We start from the raw sequence: 20,310 nt of genomic DNA on the forward strand, positions 1-20,310 counted from the left end.
CGACGTCTCACTACGCTCCGGGAGCAGTCCCGTCGGCCACCGCGCGCGCGTAGCCGTCGTAGGCGGGCAGGTACCCGTCCCCGCGGCCGGCCAGCACGTACAGCCGGTCGACGTCGGAGGAGTAGGCCTCCTCCCGCAGTTCCACCTTGCGACTCTTGAACGTCGAGGTCGTCTCGAGCGAGTCGACGACCCGCACGAACAGCGGTACCGCGTACGACGGCAGCCTGCCGAACAGGTCCGCGGCCAGCTGAGCGCCGTCGAACTCGTGGCCCTCGCGAACCGTCACCGCAGCCATTCCGGCCTTGCCGTCGGCGCCCGGAACGGCGACGCCGTAGACCACCGACTGCTCGATCGCCGGGTGCGCCGACATCGCGCCCTCGACCTCGGTGGTCGCGACGTTCTCCCCCTTCCACCGGAAGGTGTCGCCCAACCGGTCGACGAACGCGACGTGCATGTAGCCCTGGTCCCGGACGAGGTCACCGGTGTCGAACCAGCAGTCGCCGTCCTTGAAAGCGTCTCGGACGAGCTTGCTTTCGCTGGCCTCGGGATCGGTGTAACCGTCGAACGGCGCCCGGTCGGTGACCTTGGACAGCAGCAGACCCACCCCGCCGACACCCACCCGGCGCAGCCGCCCGTCCGCCGCACGACGAGCCCGTCCGGTGTCGGGGTCGTACTCGACCACCGCGTACGGCAGCGGACACACGCCGGCGGTGCGCTCGACACCCAGCGCGTTGACGAACGCGATGTTGCACTCGCTGGCCCCGTAGAACTCGGCCACGCGGTCGATCCCGAAGCGCTCGGTGAACTCGGTCCAGATCTCCGGCCGCAGACCGTTTCCGACCATGAGCCGAATCCCGTTGTCGCGGTCCGACGGTCGCGCGGGCTGATTGAGCAGGTAGCGGCACACCTCGCCGATGTAGACGAAGGCGGTGGCACCGTTGAGCTTCGCGTCGTCCCAGAATCGCGACGCCGAGAAGCTGCGGGCGATCGCGAAGGTGGCCCCGGACGAGAGTACCGACGACAGCGAGACCGTCAGCGCGTTGTTGTGGTAGAGCGGCAGCGCGCAGTACAGGGTGTCGTTGCGGCGCAGCCGAACTCCCATCGCGCCGAGCCCGGACATGCTCTTGAGCCAGCGGAAGTGGCTCATCAGGCTCGCTTTGGGCAGCCCGGTTGTGCCGGACGTGAAGATGTAGAACGCCCGCTCCTTGGCCTGAATGCGCTCGCACACAGCCGGATTCGACGCGCTTGCACCCTCGGCGAGCTCGTCCAGCTTGCTTCCGGACAGCACGGTATCCGCGTGCGGCGCGCCGGGCAGCGACGCGATCGCCTCGTCGCACTCCTCCCCCACCACCAGGACGCGACTGCCGAGCAGTGACAGGCTGTGCGCGAGCACGTCGCCGCGCTGATTGTGGTTGAGCATGCCGGCGACGGCACCGAGTTTGACGGTCGCCAGCGTCAGCAACAGCGACTCCGGACGGTTCTTCATGAGGATCCCGACCACGTCGCCGCGCCGGACTCCCTGCTGGGCGAGCACGTCGGCGTACCGGTTCACCCGCGCGTTCGCTTCCCCGTAGCCGATCGAGGCTCCGTCGAACCGGATGAACGGCCGGTCCGGCTGCCGCCGTGCCAGTTCCTGGAAGACGCGGCCAATGGACTCGCGCGCCTCGGGCTTCCGGGCGAGGCCGAGCGCCCCGCGGGCCAGGCCCGGAATCTCCGTCGCCATGCGCGGCAGTTGCAGCGCCAACTGCACCAGACCGATCGTCGAAGCAGCGGCGTCAGAACTCATCGGCATCCTTGTCGGGAGGGGACGGGTCGTTTCTTACTCCACAGTAACCTTTGCGACCCGTCCCCGGAACCCCTAGAGCGGAACCGCTTTCACCCCGTGCACGCGTCCAGCGCCGCCTCGACGTCACCCGTGACGGTCAGCCCGTCCAGCGCGCGCTGCGCCACGAATCCCTGTGCCTTCAGACCCTCGAGCCAGTGCAGCAGACCACGGAAGTGGTCGACGGGGTCGAGCATCACCACCGGCTTCTCGTGCATCCCGAGGTAGCCGGCCGTCCACGTCTCGAACAGTTCCTCGAGCGTGCCGATGCCACCGGGCAGCGTGATGAACGCATCCGCCCGGTCCTCCATGATCTTCTTGCGCTCGCGCATCGTGTCGGTGACGATCAGTTCGTCGGCGTCGACGTCCGCAACCTCCTTGTGCACGAGCGCCTTCGGGATCACGCCGACGGTCCACGCCCCGGCCTCGCGCGCCGCCGTCGCGACCGCGCCCATCATCGAGACGTTGCCTCCGCCGGACACCAGTTGCCAGCCGCGACGACCGATCGCGGTGCCGACCTGGGACGCCAACTGCAGGAACTGCTCGTCCACCGGCCCCGACGCGCAGTACACGCACACGGCGAACTTCCCAGCGTTCTTCTCTTCGTTCACCATTCGTCCTCGTCTCCCAGAAGTGCCGCCTCGTCCACGCCCTGCTGCGACTCGACGACGATGCGGACCACCTCGTCGATGTCGTCGGTGACGTGGATGAGATCGATGTCGCCGGGCGAGATCTTGCCGGACTGCTCGAGGACGCCGTGCAGCCAGTCCAGCAGCCCGGACCAGAACTCCGTCCCGACCAGAATGATCGGGAACCGGGTGATCTTGCGTGTCTGGACCAGGGTGAGCGCCTCGAACAACTCGTCGAGGGTGCCGAACCCGCCCGGCAGGCAGATGAACGCCTGCGAGTACTTCACGAACATCGTCTTGCGTGCGAAGAAGTACCGGAAGTTGATGCCGAGGTCGACCCAGTCGTTGAGCCGCTGCTCGAACGGCAACTCGATGCCCAGCCCGATCGAATAGCCGCCGCTCTCGCTGGCCCCGCGATTGGCGGCCTCCATGACACCGGGGCCGCCGCCCGTGATGACCGCGAAGCCGGCCTCCACCAGCGCGGCGGCCAGATCGTGCGCCATCGCGTACTCGGTCGACTCCTCGGGCGTGCGGGCCGACCCGAACACCGTGACCGCACGCGGAACCTCCGCGAGCGCCCCGAAACCCTCGATGAACTCGCTCTGGATGCGCAGCACCCGCCATGGGTCGGTGTGCACCCAGTCGGTGGGCCCACGCTGATCGAGCAGCCTCCGGTCGGCGTTCGTCGACTCAGCCTTGCGATCGCGCCGCAGCATGACCGGACCGCGGTGCTTCACCGACGAACTGTTGGGCCGGGCGGAACCGGTCTTCCTGTCAGGTGCCATGCGGCCCAGGCTAGGCGCTCACGCGCTCAGGTACCCACGCAGCACGCGGGCCACCTCGGTGATCTGCTGCACCGGCACGTGCTCGTCGCGCTTGTGCGCCAGGTTCGGGTCGCCCGGGCCGTAGTTGACCGCCGGGATGCCCAGCGCCGAGAACCGGGAGACGTCGGTCCACCCGTACTTGGCACGGAACTGCCCGCCCGCTGCGGCGATGAGTGCGGCCGCGGCTGGGTTCGCCAGCCCCGGCAGCGCGCCGGGCGAGCTGTCGGTCACCTCGAACCCGAGTTCGAGACCACCCAGCGCCGACGGATCGAACACCTCACGCACGTGCGCGATCGCCTGCTCGACGCTGCGGTCGGGCGCGAACCGGAAGTTGACGTCCATCTCCGCGGCGTCGGGCACGACGTTGCCGGCCACCCCGCCCGAGATCCGCACCGCCGACAGTCCCTCGCGGTAGACGCAGCCGTCGATGTCCACGGACCGGGCCTCGTACGACGACAGTCTCTCGAGTACGGGGGCGAACTTGTGAATCGCGTTGTCGCCCAGCCACGACCGGGCCGAGTGTGCCCGCACGCCGGACGTGCTCAGCCGAACCCGGAGAGTGCCCTGGCAGCCCGCCTCGATGAGGCCACCGGTCGGCTCGCCGAGGATCGCGACGTCGGCGCGCAGCCACTCCGGGAGTTCCCGTTCGATCCGGCCGAGTCCGTTGTACTGCGCGGCGATCTCCTCGCAGTCGTAGAACACCAGTGTCAGGTCGTGCGCCGGATCGGAGACGGTCGCCGCGAGGTGCAGGAACACCGCGTCACCCGACTTCATGTCGACGGTGCCGCAGCCGTGGAGCAGATCACCGCGCTCGTCGACGGTGCGCCGGCTCGGGACGTTGTCGGCGATCGGCACGGTGTCCAGGTGCCCGGCGAGCATCACCCGGCTGGGCAGACCGCGATTCGTGCGTGCGAGGACGGCGTCGCCGTTGCGGATCACCTCGAACCCCGTCGTCTGCTCCCGTAGCGCCTCCTCGACCGCGTCGGCGATCGCGCGCTCGTCGTGCGACACGCTCGGAATGTCCACGAGCGCCGCGGTGAGGTCGATGGGGTCGGCATGCAGATCGAGGAGACTCACGTCTCCAGGTTAGGCGCTGCACTCCCCCGTCCCCCGACCGGTCGGAACGCGCGCGCGGTCACAATCGGACTCACCGGACAGGAAGGCTCGCCGTGACTCGCGTAACCTGTGCACCCGTGAGTGCACAGGGAGCATCTGCAGTAGGCGTCGCCAACGTGACCGAGTCGGGCACGGTCCTCGACACCTGGTACCCGGCCCCCGAACTGGGCGAGTACCAGGACAACGGAACCGTCGCGCTCGAGGGCACCGACATTCCGTCGGACCTCGCGCTGCTGGCGGGCCACGACGAGGCCCGCGAGGTCAAGCAGGTCGTGGTGCGCACCACGATCACCGATCTGTCCGCGCCGCCGGTCGACGCGCACGACGCCTACCTGCGCCTGCACCTGCTGTCGCACCGTCTGGTGCAGCCGCACGGCGTGAACCTGGACGGCGTCTTCGGACTGCTGGCCAACGTCGTGTGGACCAGCTACGGCCCCTGCGCCGTCGACGGCTTCGAGCTGGTCCGCTCGCGCCTGCGCATCCGCGGCCCGGTCACCGTCTTCGGTGTGGACAAGTTCCCCCGCATGGTCGACTACGTCGTCCCGTCGGGCGTGCGCATCGCGGACGCCGACCGTGTCCGCCTCGGCGCCCACCTGGCGAGCGGCACCACCGTCATGCACGAGGGCTTCGTGAACTTCAACGCCGGCACGCTGGGCTCCTCGATGGTCGAGGGCCGCATCTCGGCCGGTGTCGTCGTCGGTGACGGCTCCGACGTCGGCGGCGGCGCGTCGATCATGGGCACGCTGTCCGGTGGCGGCAAGCAGGTCATCTCCGTCGGTGAGCGCTGCCTGCTCGGCGCCAACGCCGGCCTCGGCATCTCCCTCGGGAACGACTGCGTCGTCGAGGCGGGTCTCTACATCACCGCCGGCACCAAGGTCACCGGACCGGACGGCACCGTCGTCAAGGCCGCCGATCTGAGCGGCCAGTCGAACATCCTGTTCCGCCGCAACTCCGTCTCCGGCGCCGTCGAGGTGGTGCCGTGGAAGGGCACCGGTGTGGAACTGAACGCCGCCCTGCACGCCAACGACTGATTCCAGGTTCTGTGAGCTCCACCGAAACTCCCGTTCGATTAGGCCACGGCCTCAAGGTCCGTCATCTCACGATGATGGGCCTGGGGTCGGCCATCGGCGCCGGCCTCTTCCTGGGGACCGGCGTCGGGATCGCGAAGGCAGGCCCCGCGGTCCTCATCTCCTACGTGATCGCCGGTTTCGTCGTCGTGTGCGTCATGCGCATGCTCGGCGAGATGGGTGCCGCTCTGCCTGCCAGCGGATCCTTCTCGCACTACGCGCGCATCGGTATCGGCGAATGGGCCGGCTTCGTCATGGGCTGGCTGTACTGGTTCATGCTGATCATGGTGCTCGGCGCCGAGATCACCGGCGCGTCCGCGATCGTCAACGACTGGCTACCCGGCGTCCCCCAATGGGTGATCGCGCTGGTGTTCGTCACCTTCTTCGCCGTCGTCAACCTCGCGAAGGTCAGCAACTTCGGCGAGTTCGAGTTCTGGTTCGCGGCCCTCAAGGTCGCCGCGATCATCGGCTTCCTCGTCGTCGGTGTCCTCCTGGTCTTCGGCCTCCTCCCGGACACCGACCCCGTCGGATTCACGAACCTGCTCGGTGAGGGCGGGTTCATGCCCAACGGGTTCAGCGGTATCGCGGCGGGCCTGCTGGTGGTCGCGTTCGCGTTCGGCGGCATCGAGATCGTCACCATCGCCGCGGCCGAGTCCGAGGATCCCGAGCGATCGATCGCCACCGCCGTCCGCACCGTCATGTGGCGGATCAGCGTCTTCTACATCGGCGCCATCGGCATCATGGTCCTGGTCCTGCCGTGGAACGATCCCGAACTGCAGGACGGACCGTTCGTCTCGGTGCTGGAGAAGGCGAACCTCCCGTACGTCTCCGGGCTGATGGAACTGGTCGTGGTGATCGCGCTGCTGTCCGCGTTCAACGCCAACGTCTACGGCACGTCGCGGATGGCGTTCTCCCTCGCCCGCCGCAACGACGGCCCGAAGGCCCTCGCGACGCTGTCCAAGACGGGCGTGCCGACCAATGCGGTGCTGCTGTCGGTGTTCTTCGGTTTCGTCAGCGTGCTGCTGAACTGGCTACTGCCCGACGACCTGCTCGGCATCCTGCTCAACGCCGTCGGCGCGGCCCTGCTGGTGATCTGGGTGTTCATCGTGATCGCGCACCTGCGGCTCCGCCCGAAGCTCGAGCGCGAGGGCAAGCTGACGGTCCGGATGTGGCTGTTCCCCTATCTGAGCTACCTGACGCTGGCGCTGCTGGCCGGGTTCGTGGTGCTGATGGCGTTCGACGCGGACGCGCGGGAACAGCTGATCTCGACCGCGGTGCTGTTCCTCGTGATCCTCGCCCTCGGGCTGATCACCTCGCGACGTCGGGCCCGCAAGACCGCGGCCGCGGTGGAGCCGGGCGCCAAGCCGTAGCCCCCCCGGAATCCATGGGCGAGGCCACCGTGGCGTCCCGCAAGAACGGGCACATCGGGCGCTCCTGCGGCGTAATGTCGGCGAAAATCGACCCGCACCGGTAGGAGATCCGTTGAGCTTCATCGTCGTCGAACGGCCGCGCGAGAACGTCGCGTTGGTGACCCTCAATCGTCCGGAACGGATGAACGCGATGGCGTTCGACGTCATGATTCCGTTCCGGGAAGCACTCGAGGCCATCAGCAACGACACCTCGGTACGCGCCGTCGTGATCACCGGCGCGGGCCGGGGCTTCTGCTCGGGCGCCGATCAGCGATCAGCCGGCCCGATCCCGCACATCGAGGGGCTCACCCGTCCGTCGATCGCGCTGCGCTCGATGGAACTGCTCGACGACGTCATCCTCACGCTGCGCCGCATGCACCAGCCGGTGATCGCGGCGGTCAACGGTGCCGCGATCGGCGGCGGACTGTGCCTGTCGCTGGCCGCGGACATCCGCCTCGCCGCCCCCGAGGCCTACTTCCGCGCGGCCGGGATCAACAACGGCCTGACGGCGAGCGAACTCGGCCTGAGCTACCTGCTGCCGCGGGCGATCGGATCGTCACGGGCGTTCGAGATCATGCTCACCGGCCGCGACGTCGACGCCGACGAGGCCGCACGCATCGGTCTGGTGTCCCGCGTCGTGGCGCAGGAGGATCTCCTCGATGAGGCGTTCGACATGGCGCAGCGGATCGCGATGTTCTCGCGGCCCGGTGTCGAACTCACCAAGCGCACCCTGTGGTCGAGCCTCGACGCATCGTCGATGGCGCAGCACATGAACCAGGAGGGACTCGGCCAGTTGATGATTCGACTGATGACCGACAACTTCGAGGAGGCCACCCTCGCGCGCAAGGAGAAGCGCGACCCGGTCTTCCGCGACGCCCGCTAGCCGGCCGCCCACACACAACCCGACCCACCCCCGCCCCACCTCTCTCGCGATAAGTGCGCGAAACGCGGGCGGGGGTGCCGGATTCTCGCGATAAGTGCGCAAAACGCGAGGGGACGGAAATCCGGGAAACCGTTGACAGCATTAAGGCCACGGCCTTAATGTCACCGATGTGATCCAGAACACGGCGCGACACGCGATGCTCGAGGCTGCCGAGCAGATCATCGCCGAACGGGGCATGCCCGCCCTGACGCTCAAGGACGTCCAGATCGCGGCCAACCAGTCCAACAAGTCGGCCGCGAAGTACCACTTCGGGTCCCGCGAGGGTCTCATCGAGGCGCTCGTCGAACTCCGCATGTCCCCCGTCAACGCACGGCGGCAGGAACTACTCGACGAGATGGAGCGGCTGGGCGGCGCGCCGAGCGCGCGACAGGCTGTGGAGGCTCTCGTCCGGCCACTCGCCGCCGAAACCCTCGGCCGACCCGACAGCCGGTACGCCCGCTTCCTCGTCCAGGCCCTGTTCGACCCCGCGTTGGCCGACGTGATCCAGAAGCATCTGCGAGCCGAAACCTACCGTCGCGTACACCGATTGCTCGTCGACCTCTGCCCGGCCCCGGGAGAGGTCGCGGAATGGCGCGCCGACAACATCGTCGTGCTCGGCATGACGACCCTCGCCGCACGGGAAGGGACACAGCGCACCACGGCACAGACCGCCGCGATCGTCGCGGACCTGGTCGACACGTGCGTTGCCGTACTCGAGGCCCCCACATCCGTTCCACACAGCACTCCAGATCCGACGGAACAGACCGATCCCCAAGGAGTTTCGCTATGACCGCTTCCGCCAATCCCGACATCTTCCGGACCTTCATCGAACCGCGGCCGACGGATCCGCTCTACGCCGTCGGCCCTCTCGTCGCACGACGTACCACCGAGAGCGCCGATGTCCGTCCCTACGAGCTGTTCTCACTCACGCCGAAGACCCCGACCATCGGCGCCGAGATCTCCGGGATCCGGCTGACCGGTGACCTGTCCGACGACGTGCTCGCCGAGCTCCGTCGCGCCCTGCTGGAGTGGAAAGTGCTGTTCTTCCGTGACCAGGACATCGACCGCGCCGACCATCGCGCGTTCGCCGCCCGCTGGGGCGAACTGGAGCAGCACCCGTTCTTCAAGTACACCCAGCCCGGGCAGAGCGACGCGGACGTCGCGACCCTCGCGAAGGACGCGATGGCGGTCGGGGTCGAGAACATGTGGCACAACGACGTCACGTGGCACGAATTCCCCTCTTTCGCAGCAGTTCTGCGGGGCGTCGAGGTACCCGACGTGGGTGGTGACACGCTGTGGGCCGACACCGGAGCGGCGTACGACCTGCTCCCCGAGGACCTCCGGGCGCGCATCGACCACCTCGAGGCCGAGCACGACTGGATCAACTCGTTCGGCCGCGGCATGCCGGCGGAGACCGTCGAGATGCTCCGCCCCGCGTTCCCCCCGGTGACGCATCCGGTCGTGCGCGTGATCCCGGAGACCGGACGCCGCGTGCTGTTCGTGAACTCCGTCTTCACGCAGCGCATTCTCGGTGTCTCCGAGGAGGAGTCGAACGAGATCCTGCGCGCGCTCTACCGGCACGTCCAGCGTCCCGAATTCCAGGTGCGACTGCAGTGGCAGCCCGACACCATCGCCTTCTGGGACAACCGCACCTGCCAGCACTACGCGTCGAGCGACTACTTCCCGGCCCGCCGGGTGATGGACCGCATCTCGATCGTCGGCGACAAGCCCGTCGGCGTCCAGGCCTGACCGTCAGCCGTCCTCGGGGCCGACCCGGACGACGAGTTTGCCGAAGTTCTTGCCGTGCAGCATTCCCAGGAACGCGGACGGCGCGTTGTCCAGTCCGTGCACGACGTCCTCCCGGTACTTCAGCCGTCCCTCGGCGATCCACCGGGAGGCGTCGCGTTCGAAGTCCGCGTACATCTCCGCGACGAACTCGGACTGGATGAATCCACGCACGGTCAGGCTCTTGGTGAGGATCAGGCCCATGAATCCCGGCAGCCGATCCGGTCCCTCCGGTGTCGTGGCCGCGTTGTACTGGGACACCAACCCGCACACCGGGATCCGGGCGTAGAGGTTGAGCAGTGGCAGCACGGCCGCGGTAACCGGTCCGCCGACGTTCTCGAAGTAGACGTCGATGCCGTCCGGGGCGGCTGACCGTAACTGCTCCGCGAAATCCGGTGCGCGGTGGTCGATCGCGGCGTCGAATCCGAGTTCGTCGCGCACGTACGCACACTTGTCGGGCCCGCCGGCGATCCCGACGGCGCGCGCGCCCTGGATCCTCGCGATCTGCCCGACGGCCGACCCCACCGGACCGGACGCCGCCGCCACCACGACGGTCTCCCCGGCCTGCGGGCGGCCGATCTTCAGCAGACCCGAGTATGCGGTGAAGCCGGGCATCCCGAGCACGCCGAGGGCGGTCGACAGCGGGGCACGGTCCGGGTCGAGTGGGCGCACGGTATTGCCGTCGACCACGGCGTGCGTCTGCCACCCGGTGTACCCGAGGACGTACGAGCCCGCCGCGATGCGCGGGTTGCGCGACTCCACCACCCGCGACACCGTCCCGCCGACCATGACGTCGCCCACCTCCACCGGGTCGGCGTACGATTCGGCGGCGCTCATCCTGCCGCGCATGTACGGATCGAGCGACAGGTAGACGGTGCGCAGCAGCACCTGGCCGTCGGACAGGTCCGGCAATTCGACTGTCTCCGTGCGGAAATTGTCCGCAGTCGGCTCACCGTGCGGTCGCGAAGCGAGAACGATGCGGGTGCTCGTGACGACGCTCATGCTCCCGACGGTACGCCCGCCCGGTCGGCCGGGGATATGGTCGAGAAGAGTCGGCCGTCGCCCGATTCGGCCGAACGGAAACCTGGAGGGTTCATGACGGACATTCGGAAGGTCACCGTGCTGGGCGCGGGAGTGCTCGGCTCCCAGATCGCCTTTCAGACGGCTTTCAAGGGATTCGAGGTCACCTCGTACGACATCGACGACAAAGCTCTCGACGCCGCGCGCGGTCGCTTCGCCGGCCTGGTCGACACGTATCGCCAGGACGTTCCCGGTGCCGACGACGGCAGCGCCGCCGCCACCCTGGACCGTCTCGCGCTGACGTCCGATCTCGACGCGGCGGTCGCCGACGCGGATCTCGTCATCGAGGCGATTCCGGAGATCCTGTCGCTCAAGCAGGACACGTACCGCCGGATCGGCGCTGCCGCGCCGGAGCGGACGATCTTCGCGACGAACTCGTCGACGCTGCTGCCGAGTGACCTCGCCGAGGCCACCGGCCGCCCCGACCGTTTCCTCGCGCTGCACTTCGCGAACCGGGTGTGGCGGTTCAACACCGCCGAGGTGATGGGCACCGAGCAGACCGACCCCGAGGTGTTCCGCACCGTCGTCGAGTTCGCGACCGAGATCGGCATGGTCCCGATCGAACTGCACAAGGAGAAGGCGGGTTACGTGCTGAACTCGCTGCTCGTGCCGTTCCTGAACTCGGCGGCGGCCCTCGCCGCCGGTGGCTACGCCGAACCGGAGGATGTCGACAAGACCTGGAAGATCGCCACCGGCGCACCGATGGGACCGTTCCAGATCTTCGACATCATCGGCCTCACCACGCCGTACAACATCATGGCGCACGGGGACGAGAACGCACAGAAGCTGGCGGTGTGGCTCAAGGAGAACTACATCGACAAGGGCAAGCTCGGCGTCGCGTCGGGCGAGGGCTTCTACCGCTACAAGGACTGACCACCTGATCTGACACGGATCGAGGGACAGGCGCACCGTTTGTCGGCACCTGTCCCCCGACATCCCGTCAGACCGAGACCGGCACCCGTTCCGGCTCGACCTCGAGCGGCTGCGTCCGGACGGGCCGGAACCGGTCGATGATCACGACGCAGAGCAGGGAGACGGCTCCCCAGATCACGAACGTGAGCAGGTGGCCCCCGACGGTGTCACCACCGAAGTACAGGATCGACCGCACCGACTCGACCGCCGCAGGCATCGGCAGGACGTCGTGCAGGAACCGGAAGATCGTGGGTTCCATGTAGATCGACAGCGCGCCACCGGACGCCGGGACCCCCAGGAACATGAGGACCGCAACGACCGGGAGTACGGCCAGCACACCGAGCAGACGCACGAAGACGGTGGTGAACAGCGCGACCGAGACGATCGCGACGATGCCGGTCCCCACCAGCGGCAGGAAATGGCCGTCCACCGCGCCGACGATCGGATCCGCGATCACCCACAACACCGTGGACATGAACACCGCGAATCCGGCCACGACGGGCACCAGCTTGCGTAGCGGCATCACCATCGGAGCGGCACCGAAGGCGACGACGACCACCATGAAGCCGGACATGATCCAGCCCATCGCGAGGTACAGGCTGACGGTGCCCATCGTGTCGCCGTCCCCGAGCGATGCCACGGTCTCCGTCTCGAGCGGCATGCCCTGCCCCGCGGACACCTGACCGAACACCTGCTGCACCACCTGCTGCTGACTCATCCCCGCGGCCTCGTTGGTGACGAGGGTGGCCGACGGGTTCTCGGCCGACGGTAGGACGTATGCCGCCACCAGGGTGCGGTCCTCGATCTGTTGCCGGGCGTCGTCGATCGAGCCGGACACGGTGAGGTCGAACAGCCCCGGCATGCTCCGCTCGAGCCCGTCCGCCATCTGCTGGGCCTGCTCGGTGCTCGCGGCGACGACCGCGACGGGCATGTCCTTCGGCGCGGGCTGGTACATCGCCCCCAGCATCAGCGACAGCATCATCACGACCATCGCGACGGGGAAGAACCCGAGGAGGGCGTAACGGACCCGGTTGCTGGTCGGGCGGGGTCCGGCGGTGATCGACGGCATCGTCACTTCGGGGTCGCCGGCCTCGGGGCTGCGGCGTCGCTTCAGCGCGTCGATGCCGAGCGTTGCCGCGAGCGCGACGAGTCCTCCGACGACGAGCACGGCCACGTGGGTGCCCACTCCGTTTCCACCGAAGTAGATGACCGACCGCAGGGCCTCACCGGTCGCCGGCGTCGGCAGGAAGTTGTGCAGCGTCGCGTACAGCGACGGCATCGTGTGCACGGACATACCCATGTTCGACGCGGGTACGCCGAGGACCATCAGGAAGAGCATGCCCGCCAGCACCGCCATCGGACCGAGGATGCGGGTGAGGAACAGTTGCACCAGGCCGACAGCGAAGACGGCGAGCCACGAAATGCCCAGGATCGCAGCGGTATTGCCGTCGAGGGCCCCCAGGATCGGTCCGGCGATCAGCCACACCAGCCCGGCCACCAGCGCAGCCCAGCCCGCGAGCAGCGGAACGAATCGACGCACCCGCAGCAGCTCCGGCGAATTCGACAGCATGATGCTCAGCGGCATGTAGCCGGCGAGCATCAACGCCGTGGTCATGAACATCGCGGCCAGACCGGCCGAGTCGCGTTCGGGGAGCGGTGCCAGGTCCTGGTTCTGCAGAGCGATCGCCTGCTCGAACGCCTGCGGCGCCACGAGCCCGGTGACCGTGGAGACCTGGGATGCGCCCGCAGCGCCGGCGGTGTACATCGTGGCGGTGCCGTCGCCGGTGCCGGACAGCACGACGGCGCCGGCGACCTCGCGGTCCAGCACCGCCTGGCGCGCATCGGCGTCGGAGCCGACCACCCGGACGTCCACGGCCGACGGATCGGCGGCGGTGAGCGCGTCGGCGAACTCCTGAGCCTGCTGCGCCGGACCCGCGACGGCGATCGGCATGTCGTGCGGGGTCGGGGCGTGCATCGACGCGAGATAGCCCGTGACCATCATGCCGACCATCAGGAACGGCATGAGCACGATCGCGACGTATCGGCCGATCCGCTCCTTCTTGGCCCGGGCCAGTTCTGCCGCGGAAGCCTCGGTGCTGTCGGGAGGGCCCTCGGTCGCCGTGGACGTTTCTGTCATCGATTGCACTCCTCGTTGCCATGCGTGAAACCCGCCGGTGAACCACCGACCACCCAAAATTTACGCCAGCTGACTTAAATAGGACAATGTCGAAGGGCGGTGAGATAGATCGCATCCGGATCCGCGGAACCGACGACCGTCGCATCCGGCCATGTCGAGAGGGAGACAATTGGGACAGCACAGTGACCGCGTTCGCCACTCACTGATGGATGCGGCCGAGGAACTGTTCGCGACACATGGCATCGACGCCGTGTCGAACCGGCGCATCGCCGAACATGCCGGCAACGCCAATCACTCCGCCGTGTCTTATCACTTCGGAGGGCACGACGAACTCGTCCACGCCCTACTTCTGCGCCAGTCCGAACGCATGCGGGCGCGCCGGGCCGAACTGGTCGGCGAACTCGGCGACGACCCCGGACTCGCCGACCTGCTCGCGAGCCTGATCGTGCCGTTCACCGACTACCTGGCGTCGGCGCCGGTTCCCAGTTGGCGGGCCCGTTTCCTGCAGCAACTGCGCACGGTCCCGTCGGCCGCGGCGACGGTGGCCGAGTCGATCACCGCCGATCCGCTGATCGACGACTTGGTCCAGCAGATCCGCGGGATCCTCGCGACGATTCCGGAACCGGTCCTGCGCGGCCGGTCCTGGATGATCGGCCGCATGACGATCGACGCGTCGGCCCAGTACGAGGCGCACATCCAGGACGGCGCCGCCCCCAACTGGACCGAGTTCGCGTACTTCCTCATCGACTCGTACGCCGGCATGCTGGCGGCGCCGGTGACACACCCTGGCGACTTCCTGGGGCAGTCGAAACTGTCGGATCTGCTGTAGCCGCTCAGGCGAGCAGCTTCTTCTGCACCTTCCCCATGGCGTTGCGCGGCAGCGACTCGACCAGGCGGACCTCGCGCGGCCGCTTGTGCACCGAGAGCTGCGATGCGACGTGGTCGATCAGCGCCCGCTCGTCGAGTCCGTCGCCGACGACGAACGCGACGATGCGCTGGCCGAGGTCGGCGTCGGGCAGACCGACGACCGCGGCCTCCTTGACGCCGGGGTGCCCGAGCAGCGCCGTCTCCACCTCACCGGCGCCGATGCGGTAGCCGCCGGACTTGATGAGGTCGGTGGACTCGCGGCCGACGATGCGGTGGAAGCCGCCGGCGTCGATCACCGCGACGTCACCGGTCTTGAACCAGCCGTCCTCGGTCCACGACTCGGCAGTCGCCTCCGGCCGGTTCAGGTAGCCGTCGAACAGCGTCGCGCCGCGAACCTGCAGGCCGCCGATGCTCTCGCCGTCGTGCGGCACCTCGCCGCCGTGCTCGTCGCGCAGCCGGGTCTCGACACCGCGGACCGGCAGGCCCACCCAGCCGGGGCGACGTTCGCCGTCGACGCGGGTGCTGATCGTCAGCATGGTCTCGCTCATGCCGTAGCGCTCGATCGGGGTGAGCCCGGTGAGTTCGCGCAGTCGCTCGAACACCGGCACGGGCAGCGGCGCGCTGCCCGACACCAGCAGCCGGGCACCGCTCAACGCGCGGGCCGAGTCCGCGTCGTCGGCGATCCGCGACCACACGGTGGGCACGCCGAAGTACAGCGAACCGTGCGCCTCGGCGTACGCCTGCGGTGTCGGCTTGACGGTGTGGATCAGCCGGCTGCCCACCCGCAGGGGGCCGAGGACGCCGAGGATCAAGCCGTGCACGTGGAACAGCGGAAGACCGTGCACCAGAACGTCCTTGGACGTCCAGTCCCACGCCTCGGCGAGCGCGTCGATGCCCGCGGCGATCGCGCGACGGCTCAGCAGCACGCCCTTCGGCGGACCCGTCGTGCCCGACGTGTAGAGCACGAACGCGGTCGACGACGGGTGCGGTTCGGGATGGCCGTGCCAGTCGCGCGCGTGCACGCGCACCGGCACCGCCGGCAGCGCGGATCCCTCCGGAGCCCGGCCGAGCCACGCCTGCGCACCGGAGTCGGACAGGATGTGCTCGAGTTCGGCGGGGCCCGAATCCGGCGGGACCGGGACGACCGTGACACCCGCGAGCAGGCAGCCGACGACGGCGATGATCGTCGCCGGGGTGGGCTCGGCCAGCACCGCGACCACGCGGGCGCCGGCAATACGCTTGGCCAGCGCCCCGGCCGCGCCGAGGATGTCGGTGCGCGAGAGCGCGGTGTCGCCGATCCGGACGGCGTCGGGCATGTCGTCGCCGCGCGCGACGGCGAGGGGATTGAGCGAACTGAGCAGCACGACGCTCACTGTCTCACATCGCGCGTCAGCCCCGGGAGAGCGTCGAGCGCAGGAAGAACCTGAGGTTCGACGGCCGCTCCGCCAACCGCCGCATGAAGTACCCGTACCACTGCACCCCGAACGGCACGTAGACCCGCACCCGACGGCCGGCATCGACCAACCGGGCCTGCTCGAGGTCGCGAATGCCGAACAGCATCTGGTGCTCGAAATCCTCTGCTCCCCGGCCGGTTTCCGCGAGCATGCCGTCCACCGCGGCGATCATCGCCGGGTCGTGGGTGGCCACCATCGGATAGCCGTCGCCCTTCATCAGGATGCTCAGACACCGCAGATACGACGCGTCGACCTCGGTGCGCGCCCGGTACGCCACCGACTCCGGTTCGCGGTACGCGCCCTTGCACAGCCGGATCCGCGATCCGGCGCCCGCAAGGTCCCGGCAGTCGCCCTCGGTCCGCCGCAGGTACGCCTGCAGTACCGTGCCGAGCCACGGGAAGTCGGCGCGCAGCTCGCGCACGATCGCCAGCGTGGAGTCGGTGCGGGTGTGGTCCTCGGCGTCGACCGTGACCCACACCCCGTGCTCGTGCGCCGCCGCGCAGATCGTCCGGGCGTGGTCGAGGGCGATCTTGTCGCCGTCGCCCGGCAGCCCCTGGCCCAGCGCGGACAGCTTCACCGACACCTCGAGCGGCCGTACTCCGCTCGCCCCGGACTGCGGCAGCCGCGCGAGTTCGGCGAGCAGTTCGAGGTACGCGACGACGGTGTCCCGGGCCTGTTCCACGTCGAGCGTGTCCTCACCCAGGTAGTCGATGCTCACCGACCGGCCCGCGACCAGCAGCGTCGACACCGCGGCCATCGCGTCGGCGAGCGACTCCCCCGCCACGAAGCGGCGCACGATCGACTTCGTGACCGGCGCCCGCGTGACCGCACTCTTGACCCGAGACGACCGCGCCGCGGCCAGGATCGCCGGCCGCAGCGGATTCGACAGGACGCTCGGCGTCATCGCCCCCGCTCCGGCCCCATGTGCGGGTAGCGGTGATCGGTCGGCGGGACGAACGTCTCCTTGATCGTGCGCGCCGACACCCAGCGCAGCAGGTTGAGCGGTGAGCCCGCCTTGTCGTTGGTGCCGGACGCCCGGGCGCCCCCGAACGGCTGCTGGCCCACCACGGCGCCGGTCGGCTTGTCGTTGACGTAGAAGTTTCCGGCCGTGTAACGCAGTGCGGCCGAGGCCTGTTCGATCGCGGCGCGGTCGGTGGCCACCACTGCGCCCGTCAGTGCGTACGCGGCCGCGGTGTCCACGGCGGTGAGTACGTCGGCGAACGCGTCGGGGGCGGAATCGTCGTAGACGTGGATCGAGAGGATCGGACCGAAGTACTCCTTCGCGAGCGCCTCGTCCCCCGGATCGTCGACCAGCAGGACGGTGGGCCGGACGAAGTAGCCGACGCTGTCGTCGTACTTGCCGCCCACCGTGATCTGTACGCCTTCGGCGCCGCGGGCCCGCTCGATCGCCGCGACGCTCTTGTCGTAGGCACGCCGGTCGATGAGCGCGCCGCCGAAGTTCTCCAGGTCGCCGACGTCGCCGTAGGAGAGGGCGTCGACCTCGGCGAGGAACTGGTCCCTCATCCCCGCCCACACCGAGCGCGGAATGTAGGCCCGCGACGCCGCCGAACACTTCTGGCCCTGGTACTCGTACGCCCCGCGGATCAGCGCGGTCGACAGCACCGCCGAATCGGCCGACGGGTGCGCGACCACGAAGTCCTTGCCGCCGGTCTCCCCCACCAGACGCGGGTAGCTGCGATAGTCCGCGATGTTCGCCCCTACCTCACGCCACAGGTGCTGGAACGTCGCCGTCGAACCTGTGAAGTGGATACCCGCCAACCGCGGATCACGCAGCGCCACATCGGAAACCGCGAGACCGTCGCCGGTCAGCAGATTGATCACGCCCGGTGGCAGGCCGGCCGCCTCGAGCACGCGCAACGTCCAGTACGCGGCGAGCGTCTGGGTGGGCGACGGCTTCCAGATCACCGTGTTACCCATCAGCGCGGGCGCGGTCGGCAGGTTCCCGGCAATCGCGGTGAAGTTGAACGGCGTGATCGCGTAGACGAAGCCCTCGAGTGGGCGGTACTCGAGCCGGTTCCACACCCCGGTCGACGACGTGGGCTGCTCGGCGAGGATGCCGCGCGCGAAGTGCACGTTGAACCGCCAGAAGTCGACGAGCTCGCACGGCGCGTCGATCTCGGCCTGTTGGACGGACTTGGACTGCCCCAGCATCGTCGCCGCAGCGATCTTCTCCCGCCACGGCCCGGACATCAGGTCCGCGGCCCGCAGCAGCACCGCGGCCCGCTCGTCGAACGGTAGTTCCCGCCAAGCCGGCGCCGCCGCCGTCGCGGCCTCGATCGCCGCCGACGCGTCGTCGTACGTCGCATTCGTGTAGGTGCCGAGGATCGCGGAATGCCGGTGCGGTTGAACCACTTCCATCGGTTCGCCGCTACCGTGACGATGCTCGCCGCCGATGACGTGCGGGATCTCGAGAACCGCGGACGAGTGCTCCGCCAGTGCCCTCGTCAGACGATCGCGCTCGGGGCTGCCCGGCGCGTAGGTGTGGACCGGCTCGTTGTACGGCGCCGGTACGTGCGTGACGGCATCCATGCTGCCCTCCTCAGCCAGAGCCAAGTTCCTGCAACCAAGCTCAGGCTACGCCCGACACCGCCTCCCGCGCCCCGCAACAAGTGCGCGAAGCGTCGGATCCCGAGCCCCCTCCCCGCGATAAGTGCGCAAAACGCGAGAACCCGGGCCCCACGCGCGCGACAAGTGCGCAAAACGCGGGAGACCCGGGTGCCCGGTGAGATCGGGACGGTGATCCGGACCGAGATCAGGCCAGGCGCGCTGCCGCGGCCGCGATCCGCTCGTCCGAGGCGGTCAGGGCGATCCGCACGTGCTTGGCGCCGCGGGGTCCGTAGAAGTCACCCGGAGCGACCAGGATGCCGCGTTCGGCGAACCAGTCGACCGTGGCGCGGCAGTCCTCGCCGCGGGTGGCCCACAGGTACAGCCCGGCCTCCGAGTCGTCGACGGTGAAGCCTGCACCCCGCACCGCGGCCAGCAGGATCTCGCGGCGCCGGCGGTACCGCTCGCGCTGCTCCTTCTCCTGCTCGTCGTCGGTGAGCGCAGCCGCCATCGCGGCCTGGATCGGCGTCGGCACCATCATGCCCGCGTGCTTGCGGACCTCGAGCAACTCGCCGATCAGCGCCGGATCGCCCGCGAGGAAGCCGGCCCGGTAGCTGGCCAGGTTCGACGTCTTCGACAGCGAGTGGATCGCGAGCAGACCGGTATGGTCGCCGCCGCACACCCGCGGGTCGAGGATCGATACGGCCTCGCCCTCCCAGGTCAGGCCCAGGTAGCACTCGTCGGACGCGACGATCGCGCCGCGCTCACGCGCGAACTCGACCACCTTGCGCAGATGCTCGACACCGAGCACCTTGCCGGTCGGGTTGGACGGCGAATTCACGAAGATCAGGGCCGGCTTCTCCGGGCCCAGCTGCGCGGTGCCGTCGGCGCGCAGCACCCGGGCCCCGGCGAGCAGCCCGCCCACCTCGTACGTCGGGTAGGCCACCTCGGGAATGACCACCAGGTCGTCGGCGCCGAGGCCGAGCAGGCTCGGCAGCCACGCGATGACCTCCTTGGTACCGATCACCGGCAGGATCGCCGCGGGATCGATCCCGGTCATGTTGTAGCGGCGGGCCAGCGATGCCGACGTCGCCTCACGCAGTGCGTCCGTCCCGTGCGTCGTCGGGTAGCCGGGCTCGGCCGACGCCGACGCCAGCGCGTCCCGAATGCCCGGTGCGACGGGGTCGACCGGGGTACCGACGGACAGGTTCACGATCCCGTCGGGATGCGACTGCGCCTTCTCCTTCGCCGACGCGAGGGAGTCCCACGGGAAATCGGGCAGGGACTGGGCCACGGGAATGCGAGGCAACGCCGGAACCCCTACCTACTCTTCGCCCATGGGCGGCAGCGCCTTGATGAACGGCGGGTCGAAGTCGACCTTGCCGAGCTTCGCCGCACCGCCGGGCGAACCGAGATCGTCGAAGAAGTCGACGTTGGCGGCGACGTAACCGGTCCACTGGTCCGGCACGTCGTCCTCGTAGAAGATGGCCTCGACGGGGCAGACCGGCTCACACGCACCGCAGTCCACGCACTCGTCCGGATGGATGTAGAGCATGCGACCACCCTCGTAGATGCAGTCGACCGGGCACTCCTCGATACATGCCTTGTCCATCACATCGACGCACGGTTCGGCAATCGTGTAGGTCACTGCTGCTCTCCCTGCCTTTCTGACACGGGCGCCAGGGCGCCTCGGCGAGCCGGCCGCCGGGCTCGCGCCCGAC

Annotated in this window: 18 protein-coding genes; 7 read left to right on the forward strand and 11 right to left on the reverse strand. The window is 68.9% G+C overall.

The genetic code is table 11. The features are described 5' to 3' along the window. Positions 1-10: 10 nt before the first annotated feature. From LCL87_RS00555 to dapE, 4 genes are all read right to left on the reverse strand, one after another. Positions 11-1,792 (reverse strand): long-chain-acyl-CoA synthetase, encoded by a 1,782-nt coding sequence (locus LCL87_RS00555; protein WP_510850673.1) that lies wholly within the window; start codon positions 1,790-1,792, stop codon positions 11-13. 83 nt (positions 1,793-1,875) lie between these two features. Next, positions 1,876-2,436, reverse strand: coding sequence for a cytokinin riboside 5'-monophosphate phosphoribohydrolase (gene log / locus LCL87_RS00560; RefSeq protein WP_225015475.1), 561 nt, complete (start codon positions 2,434-2,436; stop codon positions 1,876-1,878). Then, a complete protein-coding gene (locus LCL87_RS00565; RefSeq protein ID WP_225015484.1) occupies positions 2,430-3,236 on the reverse strand; it encodes an LOG family protein in 807 nt (268 codons plus the stop codon). The genes log and LCL87_RS00565 overlap by 7 nt, the downstream gene beginning before the upstream one ends. 18 nt (positions 3,237-3,254) lie before the next feature. Then, the gene (gene dapE, locus LCL87_RS00570; protein WP_225015487.1) at positions 3,255-4,352 is read right to left on the reverse strand and encodes a succinyl-diaminopimelate desuccinylase; all 1,098 of its coding nucleotides are present in this window, start codon (positions 4,350-4,352) and stop codon (positions 3,255-3,257) included. Positions 4,353-4,468: 116 nt separating this feature from the next. On the opposite strand from dapE, the gene dapD reads away from it, so the two are divergent. The 5 genes from dapD to LCL87_RS00595 all read left to right on the forward strand — a co-directional run bounded on the left by dapD (position 4,469) and on the right by LCL87_RS00595 (position 9,538). Then, on the forward strand, positions 4,469-5,422 hold the full coding sequence (gene dapD, locus LCL87_RS00575; RefSeq protein ID WP_225015488.1) for a 2,3,4,5-tetrahydropyridine-2,6-dicarboxylate N-succinyltransferase: 954 nt from the start codon (positions 4,469-4,471) through the stop codon (positions 5,420-5,422). Positions 5,423-5,493: 71 nt separating this feature from the next. Continuing rightward, a complete protein-coding gene (locus LCL87_RS00580; protein ID WP_225015582.1) occupies positions 5,494-6,828 on the forward strand; it encodes an amino acid permease in 1,335 nt (444 codons plus the stop codon). Positions 6,829-6,940: 112 nt separating this feature from the next. Beyond that, positions 6,941-7,750: an enoyl-CoA hydratase gene (locus LCL87_RS00585; RefSeq protein ID WP_225015491.1), complete on the forward strand. Its 810-nt coding sequence runs from the start codon at positions 6,941-6,943 to the stop codon at positions 7,748-7,750. A gap of 169 nt (positions 7,751-7,919) precedes the next feature. Continuing rightward, positions 7,920-8,579 carry a TetR family transcriptional regulator gene (locus LCL87_RS00590; protein ID WP_225015494.1) on the forward strand — a complete coding sequence of 220 codons (660 nt, stop codon included), beginning with the start codon at positions 7,920-7,922 and terminating at the stop codon, positions 8,577-8,579. Beyond that, positions 8,576-9,538 (forward strand): TauD/TfdA family dioxygenase, encoded by a 963-nt coding sequence (locus LCL87_RS00595; RefSeq protein ID WP_225015496.1) that lies wholly within the window; start codon positions 8,576-8,578, stop codon positions 9,536-9,538. Before LCL87_RS00590 ends, LCL87_RS00595 begins: the two co-directional genes overlap by 4 nt. Before the next feature lie 3 nt (positions 9,539-9,541). Here the strand turns inward: LCL87_RS00595 and curA are convergent, their stop codons facing one another. Continuing rightward, complete coding sequence (gene curA / locus LCL87_RS00600) at positions 9,542-10,576, reverse strand: NADPH-dependent curcumin/dihydrocurcumin reductase (RefSeq protein WP_225015498.1); 1,035 nt, start codon at positions 10,574-10,576, stop codon at positions 9,542-9,544. Positions 10,577-10,669: 93 nt separating this feature from the next. Between curA and LCL87_RS00605 the strand changes: the two genes are divergently transcribed. After that, on the forward strand, positions 10,670-11,527 hold the full coding sequence (locus tag LCL87_RS00605) for a 3-hydroxyacyl-CoA dehydrogenase (protein WP_031939955.1): 858 nt from the start codon (positions 10,670-10,672) through the stop codon (positions 11,525-11,527). A 67-nt stretch (positions 11,528-11,594) separates the two neighbouring features. Here the strand turns inward: LCL87_RS00605 and LCL87_RS00610 are convergent, their stop codons facing one another. Then, positions 11,595-13,703, reverse strand: a complete 2,109-nt coding sequence (locus tag LCL87_RS00610; protein ID WP_225015500.1) for an ABC transporter permease — start codon at positions 13,701-13,703, stop codon at positions 11,595-11,597. 169 nt (positions 13,704-13,872) lie between these two features. Here LCL87_RS00610 and LCL87_RS00615 point away from each other — a divergent pair, with 169 nt between their 5' ends. After that, on the forward strand, positions 13,873-14,532 hold the full coding sequence (locus tag LCL87_RS00615) for a TetR/AcrR family transcriptional regulator (RefSeq protein ID WP_225015502.1): 660 nt from the start codon (positions 13,873-13,875) through the stop codon (positions 14,530-14,532). Positions 14,533-14,536: 4 nt separating this feature from the next. Here LCL87_RS00615 and LCL87_RS00620 read toward each other — a convergent pair whose 3' ends face one another. The 5 genes from LCL87_RS00620 to fdxA all read right to left on the reverse strand — a co-directional run bounded on the left by LCL87_RS00620 (position 14,537) and on the right by fdxA (position 20,237). Next, positions 14,537-15,934 carry an acyl-CoA synthetase gene (locus LCL87_RS00620; RefSeq protein ID WP_225015505.1) on the reverse strand — a complete coding sequence of 466 codons (1,398 nt, stop codon included), beginning with the start codon at positions 15,932-15,934 and terminating at the stop codon, positions 14,537-14,539. A 25-nt stretch (positions 15,935-15,959) separates the two neighbouring features. Beyond that, complete coding sequence (locus tag LCL87_RS00625; RefSeq protein ID WP_225015506.1) at positions 15,960-16,928, reverse strand: proline dehydrogenase family protein; 969 nt, start codon at positions 16,926-16,928, stop codon at positions 15,960-15,962. After that, entirely contained in the window at positions 16,925-18,574 is a 1,650-nt protein-coding gene (pruA, locus tag LCL87_RS00630) for an L-glutamate gamma-semialdehyde dehydrogenase (protein WP_225015508.1), read from the reverse strand. The genes LCL87_RS00625 and pruA overlap by 4 nt, the downstream gene beginning before the upstream one ends. A 223-nt stretch (positions 18,575-18,797) precedes the next feature. Then, on the reverse strand, positions 18,798-19,898 hold the full coding sequence (gene dapC, locus LCL87_RS00635) for a succinyldiaminopimelate transaminase (RefSeq protein ID WP_225015511.1): 1,101 nt from the start codon (positions 19,896-19,898) through the stop codon (positions 18,798-18,800). A 15-nt stretch (positions 19,899-19,913) separates the two neighbouring features. Continuing rightward, on the reverse strand, positions 19,914-20,237 hold the full coding sequence (fdxA, locus tag LCL87_RS00640) for a ferredoxin (RefSeq protein WP_225015513.1): 324 nt from the start codon (positions 20,235-20,237) through the stop codon (positions 19,914-19,916). Between the last annotated feature and the right edge of the window lie 73 nt (positions 20,238-20,310).

Source organism: Prescottella equi (genome assembly GCF_020171745.1).
Lineage (GTDB): Bacteria > Actinomycetota > Actinomycetes > Mycobacteriales > Mycobacteriaceae > Prescottella > Prescottella equi_A.